This window comes from Marinihelvus fidelis (assembly GCF_008725655.1).
GTDB classification, from domain to species: domain Bacteria; phylum Pseudomonadota; class Gammaproteobacteria; order Xanthomonadales; family SZUA-36; genus Marinihelvus; species Marinihelvus fidelis.
The window spans coordinates 502,342-519,775 of the sequence record NZ_VYXP01000002.1 but is presented as its reverse complement, the minus strand read 5'-3'; the positions used below and the strand labels follow the sequence as shown (position 1 = coordinate 519,775).

Here is a 17,434-nt window from a genome sequence, read left to right as displayed (position 1 = left end):
GGATGGTGTGGCAGACCACCACAACCACACCCGAGGGCCCAGCCAATGAACACGCTTTTACGCTCCACTTCTGCTCTGCTCGTTTTCATCGCTATCGCTTTCAGCATCAACTGTTTCGGGTCGCCACCGGCTGGCGCCGCCGAGCCGAGACCCGGCCCGCAGCTGACCGAGTGTGAGAACGGATCCTGGTATGACCGGGAGCGCTCCGGCGAAGGAATTAATTTGGAAGTTCTCGACGAGAATTTCGTGGCTTACTTCTATACCTACGAGCCCCGCGGGGAGATCGCCGACCAGACCTGGTTTCTCATTCTTGGCGACAACGCCGACGGCAAAGCGACCGTGCATGACGTGATCGCCGGGTATGTCGATGACGGCCTCGATGTCGCCGTGATGCCAGTCGGATCCGCCACCTTCGAATACGCCGGGCCTGACCGCCTGGCGTTTTCCTGGCGGATGGATCTCGACCTGAATCGACTGGGTGACGGCACCGTCATTCCCTGGTGCCTGTCCAGCTGCAGCGGGTCGTTGAGTCTGAGCCGGCTGACGCGCCCGCATCCCTGCGCGTAACCCGGACGGTATAGGCCCCGATGCCGTCCGGACCCGTTTACCTGACCAAGCCCCAGGTCGCCGCCATGCTCGGCGTCGACGTGCGCTCGGTCACCACCTACCAGGCCGACAAGCGCGACCCGCTGCCGGTCGCCAACGAGCCAAAGCGCGGGATTCCCAACAAGTACGACCCGCGCGCCGTCTTCAACTGGGCGCTCCGGCGCCGCCTGGGTGAAATCAACGATGACGACGACCAGCAGCTCGACCTGGACTTCGAGCGCGCGCGGAAGACCCGCGCCGAGGCCGATCTTCAAGAGCTGAAGCTGGCCGAGACCCGCGCCCGGCTGCTCGATGCCGACCTGGTGCGCAAGGCGTTCGTCGTCCTGCTCGCCCGTTTCCGCGCCCGAATGCTGGCCATCCCCCCGAAGGCCGGCCCGCTGTGCGCCACCGCTGACGCGAAGAAGAGCCGCGTCATCCTGAAAGACCACATCTACGAGGCCCTGACCGAGCTGTCCAGCGATGAATTTGCGCGAGCAATTAAGGCTGATATCGAAGACGATCTCGAAAGCAACGAAGACAGTAAGGCCGCCGCCTGATCTGACCGTTTCCCAGTGGGCTGACGCCCACCGAATGCTATCGAGTGAAGCATCGGCCGAGCCCGGCCGGTGGTCGACCGACCGCGCCCCGTACCAGCGCGGGATCATGGACGCGCTCAATGACCCGTCGGTTGATGAGGTGGTGTTCATGGCGTCCGCCCAGGTCGGCAAGACCGAGGTGCTGCTGAACGCCATCGGCTATTTCTCGGAGCAGGATCCGAGCCCGATCATGCTGCTGCAGCCGACACTGGAGCTGGCCCAGGCGTTCTCGAAAGACCGAGTCGCGCCGATGATCCGCGACACCCCGCGGTTGACCAAGACGTTCCCTGATCCGAAGAGCCGCGACGGCGACAACGGGCTACTCTACAAGAAGTTCGCGGGCGGCCATCTGACCATGTCCGGCGCCAACTCACCGGCGTCCCTGGCATCGCGCCCGATCCGCGTGGTGCTGGCCGACGAGATCGACCAGTACCCCACGACCGTCGGCAAGCGCGGCGACCCGCTGGCGCTGGCGTACAAGCGCGCGAACAACTTCCACAACGCTGTGCGGATGTGCATCTCGACGCCGACCGAGTCGGGAAATTCGCGCATCGAGATGAAGTTCCTGGAAGGCGACCAGCGGTACTTCCTTGTGCCGTGCCCGCACTGCGACCACGCCCACCGCCTGATCTGGGACAACGTCCACTGGGACACAGACGAAGAAACCGGCGAGGTGTCCGAGGATGTCTGGATGGTCTGCCCGGAATGCGGCGGCGTGATCGAGGAGGGCGACAAGGCCCGCATGATCGCGCGCGCCGACCAGGAGCCGGGCCTGGGCTGGACCGCGAGCAAGCGATTCCGGGGCATCGCCAGCTTCCACATTTCAGAGCTCTACTCGACCTGGCGCACCTGGCGCGAAACCCGCGACGATTTCCTGACTGCGAAGGTGCGCCCGGACCTGTTGAAGACCTGGGTGAACGAAGCCCTGGGCGAGGTCTGGCAGGAGGCCGAAGAAACCACCGACCCTGATGCCATCGCCAACCGCCGCGAGCCGTTCGACTGGCGCGAGGAGCTGCCGCGCCAGGCGCTGCTGCTGACCGCGGGCGTTGATGTCCAAGACGACCGACTGGAGTACGAGATCGTCGCCTGGTCTGAGGGCTGGGAGAGCTGGGGCATCGAAACCCGGGTGCTCACCGGCGATCCAGGCAAGGCCGAGCTGTGGAAGCGCTTGGAGGACGAGCTGCTCAACAGCAGCTGGACCCGAGACGACGGCACAACCATGAACATCCCCGGCATCGCGGTCGATAGCGGTGGCCACTACACCACCGAGGTCTACACGTTCGCGAAGAAACACCCGGGCCGCGTGTTCGCCATCAAGGGCGCCGCCGGATCCCGCGAAGTGGTCAGCCGGCCGACCCGCAATAACAAGCTCAAGGTTCCGCTGTTTACTCTCGGCGTTGATGCGATCAAGGAGCTGCTGTTCTTCAGCTACCTGAAGACGGTCGTGCCGGGCCCTGGCTACTGCCACTTCCCGGCGCATTACGACGACACGTACTTCGACCAGCTGACGAACGAGGTGCCGGTGAAGCGCTACAAGAACGGTGTTCCGGTGCGGATGTGGAAGGCAGTAGGGCGAAACGAAGCGCTCGACAACCGGGTTTACGCATACGCAGCGGCGCGGATCCTGAACCCGAATTTCAGGGCCATCGCCAAACGCCTGGCACCCGACGACGGCGGAGAGGAACAGGAGACGGAGAAGCAGGTGAGCATCAACAAGCAGCGCAAGAAAGCCAAGCAACGCCGCCGCCGTCGCGGTGGGTTTGTGACGAATTACTGAGGATGCCATGCGCCTGATCCCCAAATGCTTCACCCAGGGTGTCACCGTTTCGACGTCGGCATCGTTGTCGGACTACCCGGCCTCGACCTGGACGCTGACCCTGGTGCTCGTGCAGGCCGATGACCAGCGGACCATCACCGCCACCGCCGATGGTGACGACTACCTGGTAGAGATCGAACCCACGGACTCGGCCGACTACCAGGTTGGCACCTACAGCTACCAGGCTTTCGTCACCGACGGAACCGACCGCTACATGGTCCAGGACGGCACGGTCGAGGTGCTGCCCGACTACGCCACCGCGTCCAGCGGCCTGGACACGCGCACCCAGATCGAGATCACCATCGACGCTATCGAGGCGCAGCTGGCCGGCAATGCGACCGGCACCCAGAAACGCTGGAAGTACCGCGACCGCGAGATCGAGCAGTACGCCCCGGCTGAGCTGATCGAGATCCTCAACTACCTGCGCCTGGAGCTGCGCCGCCAGAAACGGCGCAGCGGCAGCAATCGCATTCAGGCGTCGTTCCGATGAAGTGGCCCTGGCAGAAGCGCACCGCCAAGCGTAACCCTCGGAAGAGCTCGGCCAAACGGTTCTATGATGCGGCCATGGCCGGCCGGTTCACCATGGACTGGGTAACCGCGCCGATCCCTAACGACGTGGCCATTGATGCCGGCCTGTCCGCGCTGCGAGCCCGCGCCCGCGAGAAGCACCGCAACAACGGCCACATCAAGGCATACGTCCGCGCCTGCCACACCAACATCGTCGGGCACCGGGGCGTGATCCTGCAATCCCGGGTGACCGACCGCGGTGGCCTGAAGCCAGACCGGTTGGCACGCCAGGCCATCGAGGCCGGCTGGAAAGACTGGGGCCGCAAGGGTGGTCCGGTCGATAAGGCCGAGCGCCGCAGTTGGCGGCAGTTCCAGGTGGACGTGATCACCTCGTGCTGCACCGACGGTGAGTTCTTCGCCATTATCGACGGTGACCGTGGCCACCCGGTGCGCCTCACCACCGTGGATCCGGAAACCATCCCGGTCAGCTACTCCGAGGACCTGGGCAACGGGCGTTACATCCGCCAGGGCATCGAGTTCTACGACAACGGCCGCGTGCGCGGCTACTGGATGAGCCTGGCGGATCCGAAGAAGTCCCGCCACGGCTACGCGGCCGCCTACGGCAATGGCACGGCCGACCTGAAGTTTGTGCCGGCCAAGTCGATGATCCACGTCTACCTGCCCGAGTTCGCCATCCAGAATCGAGGCGTGCCGTGGGTGGCGCCGGGTCTGCTGGCGCTGGGAATGCTGCACGGCTACCACGAGGCCGAGCTGATCGCCGCGCGGATCGCTGCCAGCCAGATGGGCTGGATCACCGAGGCGGCGTCGGGCGACACCTACGAAGGTGACGACCCGGACGCCGACGATACCGACGACGGCCTGGACGAGATCATCTCGGATCCGGGCACATACCGGCGCCTGCCCTATGGCGTCGACGTGAAGCCCCCGGACACCAGCCGCCCGAACAGCGCGTTCGAGGGGTTCGTGAAGGCCAACGTCCGCGGACTGGCCGCCGCCTGGGGCGCCGGTTACGCCGAGATCTCCGGCGACTACTCCGATGCCAACTACAGCGCGCTGCGCGCGGCCGCCCTGGTCGAGCAGGAAAGCTGGAAACTGCTGCAGGAGTGGCTCATCGAGTCATTCCACGAGCCGATCTTCCGCCAGTGGGTCGAGCTGTCCATCGACATGGGTTACCTGACTATCGCCGGAGCGCAGCCGGCTGGCCCTCTGACTGATTACCTGGCGCACGGCTGGCAGCCACGGCGCTGGGCCTGGGTGGATCCGCAGAAGGAGATGGCCGCCCAGGAGAAGGCCCTGGCCAACGGCCTGAAATCCCGCAGCGAGATCATCCGCGACATGGGCCGGGACCCCGACGACGTGTGGCAAGAGATCCACGACGAGAACGCAATACTTGAGTCCCTGGGCATCGTGCTACAACCAGTTCAGTCCACGGAATCGGCGCCCGAACCGGCGCCCAACGACGAGGAATAAACGGATGCCACAGGGCAAACGAGACGGAAACCACGGCCTGAATCACTGCCGCGTTCTGGACAACGCGCAGATCCGCGTGCTGGAGCGCGCCGAGGGCGACGAATACGACCGCATTGAGCTGTCGTTCTCCAGCGAGTACGAGGTCGAGCGGTGGTACGGCGTGGAGATCCTGGACCACTCGGACGGCGCCGTTGACCTGGATCGCCTGAATAACGGCGGTTCATTCCTGGTGAACCACCGCTGGGACGACCAGGTGGGTGTGATCGAGGAGGCCCGCGTCGAGAACAAGCGTGGCATCGCAGTCATCCGATTCAGCCGGTCGGATCGAGGCCAGGAGATTTTCCAGGACATGGCGGACGGGATCCGCACCCTGGTGTCGGTCGGCTACCGGATCCGCGAGATGGTCCTGGAAAAGCACGACGACGATGAAGGCGAAACCTATCGCATTTTGCGCTGGGAGCCCTTCGAGATTTCGACGGTTTCCGTGCCCGCTGACCCGACGGTCGGCGTGGGGCGGGAATTCGAAGAACGGTTCGGCGGCGAAGCTGAACAGAAACAGGCGTTCCGGTCCCTGGTGGGCCCGGGCGTCGAATCAGACTCAACTGAAGAGGACAAGGCTATGCCTGAGAAGCGAAAAGACGCCGCCGGTAACAACGACCCGGTGGACATCACCGCCGCCGAGAACCAGGCGGCCACCCAGGAGCGTGCTCGCGTCCAGACCATCATGCGTCTGGGTCACAAGTACGACATGAACGATGACGCCGAGCGCGCCGTCCAGGATGGCGCCAGCGTTGGCGACTTCCGGGACAAGGTTCTGGGCAAGATCGAGCGTGACGCCAACAAGGCACCCGCCACCAGTCTGGACATGGACGAGAAGGAAACTCGCCAGTACTCCATCGTCCGCGCCATTCAGGCATCGATCTCCGGAAACTGGAAGAACGCCGGTCTGGAGCGGGCCGCGTCTGAAGCGGTCGCCAAGCAGGTGGGCGGCGACGCCCGCGGCTTCTTCGTCCCGCACGACATCCAGGTGCGTAAGCAGCAGGTCGCAGTGGCCGGTGACGGTGGCAACCTGGTCGCCGACAACCTGCTGGCCGGCTCGTTCATCGAGCAGCTGTACGCTCGCAGCGTCCTGGTCAGCCGCGGCATCACCACGCTGCCGGGCCTGGTCGGCGATGTCGACATCCCGCGCCGGACGGAAGGGGCGACCTTTTACTGGCTTGGCGAAGATGACGACGGCACCGATAGCGATTCAGCCTTCGACCTGTTGAGCTTGTCGCCGAAGACGGTGGCAGGCGCTGTGCCGATCACCCGCAAGATGATCAAGCAGGGTACCCCGGGCATCGAGGCGCTGGTCATGTCAGACCTGTCCAAGGGCGCCGCCCTGGCCATCGACAAGGCTGGCCTGGAAGGCACTGGTTCCGGTAACGACCAGCCGCTGGGCATCGTCGGCCAGTCCGGCGTTAACACCGCGACCATCGCCTCCGCAGCGGCGCCGACCTTCATCGAGATGGTTGGCTTCGAAACCGCACTCGACGCGGACGACGCGCTGATGGGCGACCTGTCCTACATCACCACCCCGGCGATGTACGGCACGCTGCGCACCACCAAGGTGGACGCGGGCTCCGGTGTCCTGGTGGCCGACAAGCTCGGTTACGACATCCACCGCTCCACGCAGCTGAGCGCGAACCGGATCATCTTCGGTGACTACTCGCAGGTCCTGATGGGCATGTGGGGCGTGCTGGACGTGATGGTCGATACCGCCACCAAGGTGGCCGCCGGCGGCCTGGTGCTCCGGGTGTTCCAGGACATCGACATCGGTGTCCGTCACCCCGAGTCCTTCGCCATCAACAACACCCCGTAAGCGGGAAGGCGCCCCGGGCCGCAAGGCCCGGGGATCCACCACCAGTAGAGGACCCCAACCATGTCGAAGTCGAAATACACCTTCACCAAGGGCTGCGTGTTTGATCGCAAGCCGCACGCCAAAGGCACCGACGTTGCAGTCGACCCGAAGAAGGACAAGGACGCCCGCTACCTTGTAGCTACTGGCGCACTCGCCCCTGAGGGCTCGGACGCGTCGAAGGCCGCTAAGGCTGAGATTGCCGCCGCTGCGAAGGCTGAAGCGAAGGACGCCAAAGCCACCGCCAAAACGTCTGACGAGAAAGCCAAGACAGACGCCAAGGCGAGCAAGTAACGCCAGGCCGCCGCCATGGAGGCCGCCACCAGCTACGCGGCGTTCGACGCCTGCGCTGTTGACGCCACCCTGGCGGGCTCCCCGGTCACCGTGGTGCTCGACCGCGATGTCGAGCTCCAGGACGTTAACGGCGACATTTCTGGTCGAGTCACCACGGCCGACTTCAAGACCAACGTGGTCACCAGCTGGACCGAGGGCCAACTGCTCACGGTCGGCTCGGAGAACTTCCGCCTGGCCGAAGAGATCGCCAATGATGGCTACATCATGTCGATCCTGTGCCACCCGGTCACGGTGTAGTCATGGCGACCCTTCGTTTCGAGATCGAGAACTACGAGAAGATCCGCCGCCAGCTGGGCGGCGAGATCGTTGAGAAGGCCCTGGCCATGGCGCTGCAGCGCGTGGCCATGAAGGCGCGCACGACGGCGTCGAAGGAAGTCCGGCAGGTGTACAACATCAAGGCCCGGGACATGGGGCGCGCAGTACGCCCCCGCCGGATCCGTCACGGCGGCGCCACGGTCGCCTACATGCTTGAGTACACCGGCAAACGCCTCGGCCTGGACAAGTTCGGCGCGCGCCAGGTCAAGGTGCGGTCGAAAAAAGGCCCGCGCCGGGGCGTCTCCGTGCAGATCCGCAAGGACCGCCCCCGGTTCGTGTTCAAGGGTGGTTTCGGCGCTGACATTCACGGCCTAAAGGTGTTCACCAGGAAGACCAGCGCCAGGCTCCCCATTCGCCGCCGGTACTCGATGTCGGTGCCGGAAATGCTCCGCCGCGCCGAGGTCATGGACGATGTTCTGGCCCGCGTGCGGCGCGAGACACCCATCGAGTTTGACCGCGCCATGAAGATCACCATCGACCGAGCAATTCGACGCCTATGAGCCACGTAAACGCATTCGTCAGCCGCATTACCAGCGAGGCTCTGGCCTTTGCTACCGTCCGAAAGGCATGGACGACGAAGCCGATCTCGGACTTCAAAGCACAGCTTCCGGCGGCCCTGGTATACCTGGCCGGAGTTGATTCGGACGAGAACGGGCTCGACACCGGGTTCCGCCAGGAACAGACGATCTCCATCGGCGTCCTGATCGTCTGCGATGCAGACGACCTGGAAGCCCGCCGGGCGGAGCTGGAAACAGCACTGTGCGGATGGGAGCCCGCCGCCGGTGATGACCTGGTCGAGCACGAATCGGCGGCCGTCGTCGAGATCGAGGGCGGTATCGCCTGGTGGCGAGAAACATATTCATTCCGAAGTTGGAAGGAGATCTGAAAATGGCACGCGAAGGCGGCAGTTACATCATCGAGGACGGCAAGCGCGTCCTGAAAGAGCGGACCCAGTCTGCGCCGCCGAAGGGCAAGGCGGCCGGCAAGGGCAAGACTGCGGGCAAGGCAGCAGCCAAGTCCACGAAATCGAAGGAGGGCTAAGCCATGCTGTTCCGCAAAAAGCGAATCCTTGCGAAGATCGAGTCGGTCTACGGCACCGATCCCACGCCCGATGGCTCGAACGCCATCCTGACCCGGAACCTCGATATTCCCGAGGTCTACGGCGGTGAGAAGGTCCAGCGTAACCTGGACCGCGAAACCCTGGGCCACGACGAGAGCATCAACGTCGAGCCGCAGGTGCAGGTCAGTTTCGAAGTGGAACTGGCCGGCGCCGGATCCGCGGCGGTCACCGCCGGCACGGCTCCGGCCTACGGCCCGCTGCTGCGCGCCTGTGGTTTCGCCGAGAGCATCACGGCCACCACTGACACCCAGTACGACCCGGTCTCGGCCAGCTTCGAGTCGGTGACGCTGTACTACATCATGGACGGGAATCTGCACATCCTGACCGGTTGCCGAGGCAACGTCGAGTTCATGTTCCCCCGCCGCGGCTTCCCGTACATGCGGTTCACGTTCTGGGGCACCTACGCCACTCCGACGGCGGCCGGCGCCTACACCATCGACACCAGTGCCTTCATGACGCCGCTGCCGGTGAACCAGGCGAACACCACGCTGGACCTGGACAGCTACAGCCCGCGCGCGGAATCGCTGTCGCTGAACATGAACAACGAGGTGGTCAACCGCAACATCATCAACTTCGATGAGCGTTTGATCGTGGATCGGGCGCCGTCCGGCGAGATCGCGTTCGAGGTGCCCGAGGTGGGCTCGAAGGACGTTTACTCGGACCTGATCGAGAGCCACTCGGGCGTCAACAAGGGCCCGTTCAACCTGGTGCACGGTACGGCCACCGGCAACATCATCGAGCTCGATGTGCCGCTGGGCCAGTTCACCGACCTGAACGTGTCTGACTCCGACGGCGTGGCCCTGGGCACCGGACCGTACAACGCGCTGCCCAGCGACACCGGCGACGACGAGGTCAAGCTGACCGTTCGGTAACCGACGGCCAGCTCTTCGTTCGGCGTCTGCAGCGCCGGCACCGAAACCCCGCCTGGCTGGGGCCGTTAGGCGGGGTTTCCTTTTCTCGCAATACCAGCACCACCGCCCGTGAACGTACCTTGGTCGAGACATTGGCCCCCACAGGAAAACGTTCATGGGAAACATCCATTTCAAAGGTGCACGCGACACAGTCAGCGTGAAAGTGACGGCAAAGCTCCCCCAGGACCTGGGGAAGACGATGAGCGTGCCGTTCCACTGCAAGTTCAAGGTCCCCGACCGCCCCACAGCGCAACAGATCACGAAAGACGCTGCCGCCGGAAAGCTCACTGACGACGAAATCATTCGCGAGTACCTGGTCGGCTGGGATCGGCTGCTCGACGCCGACGAACAGCCAGTTGAGTTCAGCACGGAGAACCTGGACGAGCTGCTGACTATCGGCCCCTACCAGGCCGCCATCGTGAACGGATTCCTTGAGCTGCTGTATGGCCGGGAGGCTCTGCGGCAAAAAAACTGATTGAGGCCGGCCAGGTCTGGGCCGGCCCTTTGATGAATGACAACGGGGCTCCGGATGACGATGACGACCAGCATTTCATCATGGACCAGGCTGAGCCGGAGCCCCAAGCGCCAGATCCTTGCGAGCGATTCGAGGTCTGGCCTGAGAACTGGCCGGCCTGGGTGCTGTTCTGCCGTGTATCGACTCAATGGCGGCTGCGCCCGGACGGCCGAGCTTGTGGGCTGGAGTACAGCTCGATTGGCCTGGTGATGGACAGCGAGCGAGTCCATAGCGCCAGGCGCCGCGGGGAGCTGTTCCGCGACGTGCAGCAGATCGAAGTAGGCGCCCTGAACGAGTGGGCGAAGCAGGCGAGGAAAGATGGCGCGTAACTTCAAGACAGGCATTCTGATCACCGGCGACGCCAAGGGCGCCGTGAATGCCATGCGCCTAACCCAGGCGGAAATGAAGAAGTTGCGCCTGGAGCAGGCGAAATCGAACAAATCGTTCGGTGACGGCGTGCGCCAGCTTCGAGGTGTCGCTATTGGAGCGACGGCGATAGTAGGCGCCGCGGCGGGAGCAGTAGGCGCCATCGGTGGGCTGGCGAAGATGATCGCGGATGTGGGTGATAAGACCCACAAGATGAGCCTGCGGTTGGGGGTCTCCGCCAAGTTCCTGTCAGGCATGGACCACGCTGCGAGCCTCGCCGGCACATCGCTGGACACGGTCGACAAGGGCATGCGGAAGATGTCCAAGACCATCGCCGATGCCGAGTCCGGCATGACCACCTACAACCGGGCTTTCGACCGTATCGGGCTGAATGTTGAAGAGCTGCGCGGCCTGAACCCTGAGCAACAGTTTCTGAAGATCGCCGACGCGATCAAAAACACTGAAGATCCGACTCTCCGGCTCGCAGCCGCCCAGGATATCTTCGGCGCCCGCCAGGCCGAACTGATTCCTTTGCTCATTCAGGGCGCTGAAGCCCTGGAAGAGCAGATGGAATTTGCTGAGCGTGTCGGCGCAGTGATGTCCGACAAGCTGGTGAAGGCGTCAGCGCAGTACAAAGATGAGCTCGAAAAGCTCCGAAAAGTGGGCGAAGGCGTCCGCAACCAGTTCGGTGAGGGACTTATTCCGGAGTTGGTCGCGCTAATGCAGCACTTCAATGAGGGCGCGAAAGCATCCGACCGCTGGGTTACGGCTGGTGAGCGGGTGGGCAAAGTCGCCCGGACCATCGTTTCTGCGTTCGTGGTGGTGCGCGAGACCGCAGGCTTCGTTGGCGAAGCCATCGTCGGGCTGGGTGCTTCGGTACTGCACTCGCTCCAGGCTCTCGCGGCGCCGTTCACCGAGTTCATCCGCACCATGGCGGCGGCTGGGGCGGCCCTCGCAAAAGGCGAGTTCGCAGCGGCCGCTGACGCCTTTGATGGAATGGGCGAGCGGATCGTTGCCAGCGCGAAAGAGCACTCTAAGGCTGCGGTCGATGCAATGGGGTTCGTCGGCGAGTCATTGAAAACCCGCGTTGGGAACGTCGTCGAAGAAGTCGGCGACATCATGACGCGTCAGGCGAAGATCACCCAGGACCTGGGCGGCGAGGCAGAAAGCACAGCTGAAGACATGGAACAGCTCGCCAAAGCCATGGAAAAGGTGAAATCAGCCGCCCAGTCACACCTTGACCGCTTGTTTCCGCTGTTGCGCATCGAGCGTGAATACGCCCAGGCGAAGGCAGAGCTTCAGGCTGCTTACGATGGTGAACTGATTAGCGCGGAGCTCCTTTCGGAAGCTCTTCGCCTGCTGAAACTGGAGTACATCGACGCAACACTAGCAGCCGGCGGACTGGAAGAGATCACCGTTAAAACCGCCCGCAAGGCGATTCCGGAGTTGACCAAAAAGGTCAACACAATGAACACGGCCATAGAGCGCGGCGTTGAGCGCATCGACGATCTGTTCGCTGATCTCTGGAAGGATCTCATCAAGGGCTCCAGCGACGCCTTCGACAAGATCCAGGATTTCTTCGAAGACATGCTCGCCGAGATGCTGCACGCCGCGACGACCCGCAACATAGTAGGCGCGATCACCGGTTCTTTCGCTGCTGGAACGGCGAATGCTTCGGGCGGCGGCAACCAGGCAGCGGTGCAGCAGGCGTTTCAGATCCCCTACCTGAACGGCCAGGCGCCCGGCGCGGCCGGCGGTGGATTCTCTTTCGCTGGCTTTTTCGGCCAGCAGAACGGCGCCTCCTGGACGGGCTTTAACGAGTCCGCGGGCGGCACAGCCATCGGCGGCGCCATTGGCTACTACGGCGGTTCAGCCCTGGGCAACCTGATCGACAACTCCAACCGACTCGACGGGCCGGATTACGCGGGTATCGGCGCGGCTGCGGGCGCCATCATTGGCACGTTCATCCCGGTGATCGGCAATCTCCTGGGTGGCATCATCGGTGGCGTCCTGGGCGGCCTGTTCGGTAAGTTCTTCGGCCGAGACTTCGAGGGCGCGTTCGGTGGATCCGGCGCCAGCGGCGCGGATCCGGAAGACCAGCGGTTCACCACGCCATTGGGTGAGGTGGTTAGCCTGTTCGGGCGTGGTGGGTTCGGCCACGTTGACGAGTCGGACACGTTCGCCGGCGGCGTCCGGCAGTCCATCGAGGCCATCGACACGGCCGTGGCCGAGTTCCTGGACAATGACCAGCTGGCGGCAGTTCAGGATGCCCTGGTGGGGTGGCGTGCCGAGGTGAACAACCCGGCCAACGCGGCCGAGGAGATCATCGGCTCGCGCGTGGACGCCATCGTGGGTGTGTTCGACGAGCAGGTGCAACGCTTCGTTAACCAGGCTGGAAGCATCGAGGAGCGCATCGAGCGCCTGAACGTCGGCCTGACCATCGAGCGGCTGTTCGAGGCCCTGGGCGACTCCCTGGCGGGCCGCTCGTACACGGAGCTGGCCGCGGTCATCGAGGGGATGCGCCAGAACGGCGAAGACTGGGGCCAGGTCATGGACCGATTTGCCCAGGACTTCGAGCGCGTCACGGCCGCCACGGCGTCGCTGGAAGCGTTTGCCGGCTCGGATCCGTTGTCCGACTACGCCCAGATCATCGCCGACAACAACCGCACGCTTTTCCAGTCCGCCAACGCGCTGGGTGATGCCATCCGCGACATGGCGGCAGACTTCGACGGCTCGGCCGAGTCGGTCATGGCCCTGGGCGACCTGACGCTTGCGCGCTACCACGCCGAGATGCAGCTGCTCGGCCAGATCGACGACGTGGCCGCCCAGGTGGCCGGCACCTTCACTGGCCTGAACGACCAGTTCGACCGGATCCTGCTGGGTGACGACGGCTTCTACGAGAAGCTGCGCAGCCAGGCCAACGACCTGAAGGACTCCCTGGCCACGATGACCGACCCCGCGGAGATCTCCGCGACGGTGCAGGAGATCCAGCGGCTGACCGGCCAGGCGTGGGGTTTGCTGTCGGCCGAGCAGCAGGCGGCCCTGGTCGGCGAGTTCGCGGCGTTCACCGGCGGCGTGACGGATATTGCCGGGTCCAGGCTCTCGACTGTGCGTGACTCGGTCGTCGCGGAGGCTGACGAGCTGCGCTCGCTCATCGGCGCCATGACTGAAGACATCGTCGACCCGCTGGCCCTGGTCGCCTCGATGCACGAGGGCGCAGCGGAGGCGTTGCTGAACGCCGCCACGGCGCTGGAACAGGCGGTATCGCCCGACCCCGTCACCGGCGACCCCATCAACACCCAGCCGGGCGGACCGGGAACGGGCGACGACAACATCCGCCCGCATTCGGATCCGGCCCAGGTCGCCGCTGACGTGGCCACGGCCTCCGCCATGGCCATGTCAGACGCCGTCGACCGCATGGGCGACAAGGTCGCTGCTGCGGTGGCCAACGCCGTCCGCGGCATCCAGTTCAACGTCCGTGTGAACCAGCAACCTGACCTGGTGAACGACTGATGCCGCGCACGCTCTCAGGGACCATCGAAGCGGCCATCGCCGAGGATCTCACCACGCCGGTCTACCTGGTCGAGGCGGACCTGGACACGCCGGTGTACTGGACCACGTCATTCCAGGTCGTGTGGAACGGCCAGAACTGGCTGCCCGTGGGTGTGCGGGTAGGGCGGCTGAACGATGACACCACCACGCTGCAGATCCCCAACCTGGACAACATCGGCGTCGGCCTCATCCTGGTCGACGGTGTTCGCGACCGGCTGTTCAAGATCTACGAGTACCACGACGGCGACGCGGTCGAGGTTTACCGCGGTTACGGCGGCGAATCCACGCTCGACATCGAAAGCGCGTCTCTGACGTTGCACAGAACACGTCGAGACCGCACCCACGCCCCTCGCACGCGCGTAGCGCCACCGCTTTTTACGCGCCTGCCGCGCCCCGGTGCGAAGATCACCTGGGGCGACACGATCATCACCGTGGAGTCTGAGTAATGGCCGACTATCCGGGGTACGCGATCTCCAGGGATTCGAGCGCCACGCCCGACGCTGGGATCCTGACCGACCTGGCCGAGGACCTGACCATCAAGCAGCGGCGTGACGCTGCCGGCACGCGCTATCGCATCACCATCATCGAGGAGTGGATCTCGCTCACCGAGTTTGCTGCGCTGGTGGCTGCCTTCGAGGCGTCGCTGGGGCCTTACGACCTGACGCTGCACGGCCTGGACTACGTGGTGAACTTCGTCGGTGAGCCCTACGTCATCGAGCGCCGCGGCCAGCGCGTGCGGGTGCAGTGTGAGCTGATCGGAACGAAGGCCACTCCGTGACCACGAAGACCAAAGACCCGGTACACCGCAACCCAGTCGAGCCAGACAAGCGCCGGTTCACGAATCCCTTGCCCACCGGCCCGGATCTACCGCCCTGGCTGGAGATCTCCGCCAGCAACGTGGTGACCGCCTCGAACACGTCGACGAGCCTGTCAGAGCGCACGCTGACGGTTTCACGCGTGGGTTCGGTCATTCGGGACGTGTACGGCCGCGAGCGTGTGGGCGCCAACATCGTCCGCGCGAAGGTCAGCGGCGGCAACCTGGTCCTGGTGGTGGTCTGGTGCACCGGCGAGGTGGAGGCCATCGAGCGGGTGATCCTGAACGGCGCCACCTTCAGCGGTACGGCCACCCACTACATGGGCACCGCCGCCCAGACCGGAGACGCCACAGTGGCGGCCGTGTGGGGCCAGGCAGACGACCTGCCGGGGATTTGCTACTCGGTGCTGACCATCCCGCCCGGCGAGGACCTGGCGCTGGAAGCGATCATCCAGGGCCGCAAGGTGTACGACCCGCGCACCGCGACGACCATCTACAGCGAGAACCCGGCCCTGCACCTGGCGGACTTCATCGACCGCTACACCGACCACTCCCCCAACTGGGACAGCGTCGAGACCGCCGCGGATCGCTGCGACGACGTGGTTTATGGCCAGCCCCGCTGGGCCATCGGGCTGTCACTGGAGGACCGGCGCCCGGTCAGCGACTGGATCAAGACGCTGCGCGAGTACGCGGCCGTGTTCCTGGCGCCGGACGGCGGCGAGATCCGGTTCATTCCGGACGCTCCGGCCAGCGTCGACCATGCGCTCACTGACGCCAACGTGCGGCGCGGATCCTTGCGCCTGAAAAAGCGCGGCCTGCGCGACGTGCCCACCCAGGTCGAGGTGACCTGGACTTACCCGGGCGCCGGTGACTGGCGCGAATCCACCTGGTGGACTGACGACCCGCCGGCCGGCACGCCGCTGCGCGTGACGCGCCTGCAGCTACCCGGCTTCAAGATCGCCGGCTGCGCCAGGCGCAAGGGCAGGGAGGTCTACAACAAGGCGAACCTCACCGACCTGGAATGCCAGTTCGAGACGTTCGACTACGGCCTGAAAATCACCGTGGGCGACGTGTTTTCGCTCACGCACCCCATCGGCCTGACGGCCAAGCAGTTTCGCGTCATCGAGGCCGAGGCCATCGAGAAGGGCCGCTGGCGGATCCTCGGCTGGGAATACGACCCGGCGGCCTACTCGAACAGCACCCAGGTGGAGCCGACATTCCCGGACAGCTCGCTGCCGAGCCCCGGCGACATCCCCAACGGCCCCACGCCCACGCTCACCGAGACGCTGTTCGTGGACGAGGGCGGCAAGACGTTCAGCCGCTGGGAGGTGTCCTGGACGGGCGTGGACTGGGGCTGGGCGCTGATGTACCGCGTGCGGGTGAAGACAGGCGCTCAGGTCGTCCTGGAGACGACCGTGAGCCACCAGGGGCCGGTCGCACACCTGGCGGTGACGCCGCCCATCAAGCAGGACCAGGAATACACAGCGGAGGTCTGGGTCATCAACGTGCTGGGCAAACAGGGCGCCTCCGCCGGCACGGCCACGGCCACCGCCCTGGGTAAGCTGCTGCTGCCCACGGCGCCGACCAATGCCCAGGGTTTCGAGGCGGGCCAGTTCGTGAACCTGAGCTGGAGCGCATCCATCGACATCGACCTGGTTGGCTACCGGATCAAGCGGATCCCGAAGGCTGACTATGACGGCAACGTAGCAGGCGCCTGGGGCCACGCCAACGCCGTGCTCATGGCTGACCGCCACGATGCACTGCGGATCCTGCTGAACGCGCAGCCGGTGGGCACGTTCGTCTACATGGTGAAGGCGCTGGACTCGCTGGGCCAGGAGTCGGATGGCGTGACGGCGCCCTACGGCCGCGCCGACACCGTCATCAACGTGACGGCCGACCAGGCGGGTGGCCTGGTGCTGGAGGAGATCGACGCCGACACCGTGGTCAACATGCGCCGCTTCGAGGTCCACGGAGATGCCGTCTACTACGTCACCGACACCGGCGACGCCTGGACGGACGACGGCCCGGCCACGGACGCCTGGACGGACGATGGCGCCGGCACCGAAACGTGGATCGAGAACCAGACGGCGGGCGCGTCCAGCCTGGAAACCGACGAGTGGGACCTGGGCGTCGACAAGGACGCCAACTGGGCCTGGAACGCCCAGATCACGACATTCCAGGGCACGGTCACCCAGACCACGCGGTTCGCGAAAGGCGCGGACTACCCGACATTCACCGACCAGGGCGGCACCAGCTTCAACGGCGAGGCCCGGTACATGAAGGCGCTCATGGAGTGCACCGGCGCCGCCGGCGACGGAATGCTGATCCGGATCCCGGTGCTGGCCAGCCTGCAGGGCAATCCCCTGGTCGAAACCCAGACCGTCAGCGTGCCAGGCGCCGGCAGCCAACCACTGGCCGTCACCTGGACGAAAGACTTCGTCACCCCGCCGAAGGTCACGCTCACCGTGATCGGCAGTACCTTCCGCCAGGCGGCAGCTGACAACATCGACGAGGACGGCTGCGATCTGTACGCCTGGGACGAAACTGCCACCCAGGCCGCCGCAACCGTCGAAATCACCGCACGAGGAGTTTGATC

At 64.9% G+C, this 17,434-nt stretch carries 18 protein-coding genes; all 18 read left to right on the top strand.

The genetic code is table 11. The annotated features are described in order from the left end of the window. The first annotated feature begins 45 nt into the window (after nucleotides 1–45). The 18 genes from F3N42_RS03700 (at nucleotide 46) to F3N42_RS03620 (ending at nucleotide 17,432) form a co-directional block, all read left to right on the top strand. Nucleotides 46–567, top strand: a complete 522-nt coding sequence (locus F3N42_RS03700) for a hypothetical protein (protein ID WP_150863028.1) — start codon at nucleotides 46–48, stop codon at nucleotides 565–567. Nucleotides 568–587: 20 nt separating this feature from the next. Beyond that, nucleotides 588–1,142, top strand: a complete 555-nt coding sequence (locus tag F3N42_RS03695) for a terminase small subunit (RefSeq protein WP_150863027.1) — start codon at nucleotides 588–590, stop codon at nucleotides 1,140–1,142. A 34-nt stretch (nucleotides 1,143–1,176) separates the two neighbouring features. After that, nucleotides 1,177–2,958 carry a phage terminase large subunit family protein gene (locus F3N42_RS03690; RefSeq protein ID WP_191621217.1) on the top strand — a complete coding sequence of 594 codons (1,782 nt, stop codon included), beginning with the start codon at nucleotides 1,177–1,179 and terminating at the stop codon, nucleotides 2,956–2,958. Between the two features lie 7 nt (nucleotides 2,959–2,965). Further along, the gene (locus F3N42_RS03685) at nucleotides 2,966–3,487 is read left to right on the top strand and encodes a hypothetical protein (RefSeq protein WP_150863025.1); all 522 of its coding nucleotides are present in this window, start codon (nucleotides 2,966–2,968) and stop codon (nucleotides 3,485–3,487) included. Nucleotides 3,488–3,561: 74 nt separating this feature from the next. Next, the gene (locus F3N42_RS03680) at nucleotides 3,562–4,995 is read left to right on the top strand and encodes a phage portal protein (protein ID WP_191621216.1); all 1,434 of its coding nucleotides are present in this window, start codon (nucleotides 3,562–3,564) and stop codon (nucleotides 4,993–4,995) included. 4 nt (nucleotides 4,996–4,999) lie between these two features. Further along, nucleotides 5,000–6,856: a phage major capsid protein gene (locus F3N42_RS03675; protein WP_150863023.1), complete on the top strand. Its 1,857-nt coding sequence runs from the start codon at nucleotides 5,000–5,002 to the stop codon at nucleotides 6,854–6,856. Nucleotides 6,857–6,916: 60 nt separating this feature from the next. Continuing rightward, nucleotides 6,917–7,186 carry a hypothetical protein gene (locus F3N42_RS03670; protein ID WP_150863022.1) on the top strand — a complete coding sequence of 90 codons (270 nt, stop codon included), beginning with the start codon at nucleotides 6,917–6,919 and terminating at the stop codon, nucleotides 7,184–7,186. 15 nt (nucleotides 7,187–7,201) lie between these two features. Continuing rightward, on the top strand, nucleotides 7,202–7,483 hold the full coding sequence (locus tag F3N42_RS03665; protein ID WP_150863021.1) for a head-tail joining protein: 282 nt from the start codon (nucleotides 7,202–7,204) through the stop codon (nucleotides 7,481–7,483). A 2-nt stretch (nucleotides 7,484–7,485) separates the two neighbouring features. Continuing rightward, a complete protein-coding gene (locus F3N42_RS03660) occupies nucleotides 7,486–8,061 on the top strand; it encodes a hypothetical protein (RefSeq protein WP_150863020.1) in 576 nt (191 codons plus the stop codon). Continuing rightward, a complete protein-coding gene (locus F3N42_RS03655) occupies nucleotides 8,058–8,447 on the top strand; it encodes a phage tail terminator protein (protein WP_150863019.1) in 390 nt (129 codons plus the stop codon). Before F3N42_RS03660 ends, F3N42_RS03655 begins: the two co-directional genes overlap by 4 nt. A gap of 2 nt (nucleotides 8,448–8,449) precedes the next feature. Beyond that, nucleotides 8,450–8,602 carry a hypothetical protein gene (locus F3N42_RS15565; RefSeq protein WP_191621215.1) on the top strand — a complete coding sequence of 51 codons (153 nt, stop codon included), beginning with the start codon at nucleotides 8,450–8,452 and terminating at the stop codon, nucleotides 8,600–8,602. Between the two features lie 3 nt (nucleotides 8,603–8,605). Further along, nucleotides 8,606–9,553 carry a phage tail tube protein gene (locus tag F3N42_RS03650; RefSeq protein WP_150863018.1) on the top strand — a complete coding sequence of 316 codons (948 nt, stop codon included), beginning with the start codon at nucleotides 8,606–8,608 and terminating at the stop codon, nucleotides 9,551–9,553. Nucleotides 9,554–9,707: 154 nt separating this feature from the next. Next, nucleotides 9,708–10,067: a hypothetical protein gene (locus F3N42_RS03645; protein ID WP_150863017.1), complete on the top strand. Its 360-nt coding sequence runs from the start codon at nucleotides 9,708–9,710 to the stop codon at nucleotides 10,065–10,067. 32 nt (nucleotides 10,068–10,099) lie between these two features. Then, a complete protein-coding gene (locus F3N42_RS03640; RefSeq protein WP_150863016.1) occupies nucleotides 10,100–10,435 on the top strand; it encodes a DUF1799 domain-containing protein in 336 nt (111 codons plus the stop codon). Then, complete coding sequence (locus tag F3N42_RS03635; protein WP_150863015.1) at nucleotides 10,425–13,985, top strand: hypothetical protein; 3,561 nt, start codon at nucleotides 10,425–10,427, stop codon at nucleotides 13,983–13,985. Before F3N42_RS03640 ends, F3N42_RS03635 begins: the two co-directional genes overlap by 11 nt. After that, the gene (locus F3N42_RS03630) at nucleotides 13,985–14,470 is read left to right on the top strand and encodes a hypothetical protein (RefSeq protein ID WP_150863014.1); all 486 of its coding nucleotides are present in this window, start codon (nucleotides 13,985–13,987) and stop codon (nucleotides 14,468–14,470) included. The genes F3N42_RS03635 and F3N42_RS03630 overlap by 1 nt, the downstream gene beginning before the upstream one ends. Next, entirely contained in the window at nucleotides 14,470–14,802 is a 333-nt protein-coding gene (locus F3N42_RS03625; RefSeq protein ID WP_150863013.1) for a hypothetical protein, read from the top strand. The genes F3N42_RS03630 and F3N42_RS03625 overlap by 1 nt, the downstream gene beginning before the upstream one ends. Continuing rightward, nucleotides 14,799–17,432, top strand: coding sequence for a phage tail protein (locus F3N42_RS03620; protein ID WP_150863012.1), 2,634 nt, complete (start codon nucleotides 14,799–14,801; stop codon nucleotides 17,430–17,432). The genes F3N42_RS03625 and F3N42_RS03620 overlap by 4 nt, the downstream gene beginning before the upstream one ends. Nucleotides 17,433–17,434: the final 2 nt, after the last annotated feature.

Bases quoted from the DNA above. Each gene is read 5' to 3' on its own strand.
- F3N42_RS03700 (WP_150863028.1), top strand. From the start codon at position 46: ATGAACACGCTTTTACGCTCCACTTCTGCTCTGCTCGTTTTCATCGCT.
- F3N42_RS03695 (WP_150863027.1), top strand. From the start codon at position 588: ATGCCGTCCGGACCCGTTTACCTGACCAAGCCCCAGGTCGCCGCCATG.
- F3N42_RS03690 (WP_191621217.1), top strand. From the start codon at position 1,177: ATGCTATCGAGTGAAGCATCGGCCGAGCCCGGCCGGTGGTCGACCGAC.
- F3N42_RS03685 (WP_150863025.1), top strand. From the start codon at position 2,966: ATGCGCCTGATCCCCAAATGCTTCACCCAGGGTGTCACCGTTTCGACG.
- F3N42_RS03680 (WP_191621216.1), top strand. From the start codon at position 3,562: ATGGCCGGCCGGTTCACCATGGACTGGGTAACCGCGCCGATCCCTAAC.
- F3N42_RS03675 (WP_150863023.1), top strand. From the start codon at position 5,000: ATGCCACAGGGCAAACGAGACGGAAACCACGGCCTGAATCACTGCCGC.
- F3N42_RS03670 (WP_150863022.1), top strand. From the start codon at position 6,917: ATGTCGAAGTCGAAATACACCTTCACCAAGGGCTGCGTGTTTGATCGC.
- F3N42_RS03665 (WP_150863021.1), top strand. From the start codon at position 7,202: ATGGAGGCCGCCACCAGCTACGCGGCGTTCGACGCCTGCGCTGTTGAC.
- F3N42_RS03660 (WP_150863020.1), top strand. From the start codon at position 7,486: ATGGCGACCCTTCGTTTCGAGATCGAGAACTACGAGAAGATCCGCCGC.
- F3N42_RS03655 (WP_150863019.1), top strand. From the start codon at position 8,058: ATGAGCCACGTAAACGCATTCGTCAGCCGCATTACCAGCGAGGCTCTG.
- F3N42_RS15565 (WP_191621215.1), top strand. From the start codon at position 8,450: ATGGCACGCGAAGGCGGCAGTTACATCATCGAGGACGGCAAGCGCGTC.
- F3N42_RS03650 (WP_150863018.1), top strand. From the start codon at position 8,606: ATGCTGTTCCGCAAAAAGCGAATCCTTGCGAAGATCGAGTCGGTCTAC.
- F3N42_RS03645 (WP_150863017.1), top strand. From the start codon at position 9,708: ATGGGAAACATCCATTTCAAAGGTGCACGCGACACAGTCAGCGTGAAA.
- F3N42_RS03640 (WP_150863016.1), top strand. From the start codon at position 10,100: ATGAATGACAACGGGGCTCCGGATGACGATGACGACCAGCATTTCATC.
- F3N42_RS03635 (WP_150863015.1), top strand. From the start codon at position 10,425: ATGGCGCGTAACTTCAAGACAGGCATTCTGATCACCGGCGACGCCAAG.
- F3N42_RS03630 (WP_150863014.1), top strand. From the start codon at position 13,985: ATGCCGCGCACGCTCTCAGGGACCATCGAAGCGGCCATCGCCGAGGAT.
- F3N42_RS03625 (WP_150863013.1), top strand. From the start codon at position 14,470: ATGGCCGACTATCCGGGGTACGCGATCTCCAGGGATTCGAGCGCCACG.